Genomic DNA, 1,106 nt, shown 5'->3' with positions numbered 1-1,106 from the left:
TATTACCAATTTGGAAGTTGGTTGGCTGATACAGAACCCACCATTTGCTTCCTTCCGTCAAAGCTTCCTTGCTCGCTTGAATCGGAGAAGTTTGAATCGATTTGTACCCTGCAGCTGCGATAGCTGGGAGGTTGCTCGTTATATTGTCAAAGGACCAGTTCCACGCATGGAAGATGACCCCATCCTTCGTATTAGCCGGGAGACCATATTCTTCTCCTCCTGCCGCTTGTACCGTGCTTTGCGGCACTACCGCTGATAAGCTCAAAGCTTGCAGCAGCATAGCAGCAAACAGAATTATGCTCCATATTCTTGTTGTTCTGTTCATCATGTCAATCTCCCTTTCGTTGCCAAGTTTACAAAGCAAGTCATTAATCCGCTGCGAAACCTACCCATGTGGATCAAGCAAACAATTTCGAAGTAATAATGTATACGCTTACAAAACTGTTGTTAATGACTATTCCATCGTTATTGAACTACCACCCCCTCATGAAAGTAAATACATCAATGATTCATTTTAAAATCCCTTTTACTGGAAGTAAAACGTTTGCACTAGTAAAAAAAATGAATAAGAACTATTATGTCATCGTTATATTTCATTGTCAATTGTGTATTTTCTCTATCCGCTTGCCCTGTCCATTGGATGAAAATCTTATAACAAAGAATCCCCCCTGCTCCACTGTTGCAGTGGTGCAGGGGGGATTCTTTGTATGGATTAAACGCTGTTGAAGCTTATTCTTACTTGCCGATGCGAGCGAAAGGAACCGTCAGAAGGTCAGTGTCGCCCCACTCTTTCGGAGAGTTGGATTCGCTTACTCCTGGCGTGTCAGAAGTCGCCGGATCGTTAGGGATGGAATCTACAGGCGAGAACTCGCCTTGGTGAAGCATAACGCCGATTCCGGAAGCCTCGATGTTCGGGTTGCCGATTGCGCTCAGTGGAATCTTCGCTTCGTAGAACGTGTCACGATTCGCATCATGACCAAGTGCTGCGAAATCGACCACTTTGCTTGCATTGGTGACATCATCCGCATCTTTTACGCCCCACAGTGTGGTGTAGCCTTTGCCCTTCGCAAATTTAACCGTAATGCCTGCTGCTGCGCCTGTCTTGT

Annotated in this window: 1 protein-coding gene and 1 pseudogene; both read right to left on the bottom strand. The window is 45.5% G+C overall.

Annotated features, from left to right (window positions below):
* A pseudogene (locus K0T92_RS24515) lies at window positions 1–328 on the bottom strand (starch-binding protein); the annotation flags it as partial.
* A 407-nt stretch (window positions 329–735) separates the two neighbouring features.
* Window positions 736–1,106: hypothetical protein (locus K0T92_RS24510; protein WP_219875260.1), on the bottom strand; the 371-nt coding region annotated here is incomplete at its 5' end.

Source organism: Paenibacillus oenotherae (assembly GCF_019443105.1).
In the GTDB taxonomy this organism is placed as follows: Bacteria; Bacillota; Bacilli; order Paenibacillales; family Paenibacillaceae; genus Paenibacillus_Z; species Paenibacillus_Z oenotherae.
Note: the sequence above shows the minus strand (reverse complement) of the source record. Positions and strands in the feature narration are given on the sequence as shown.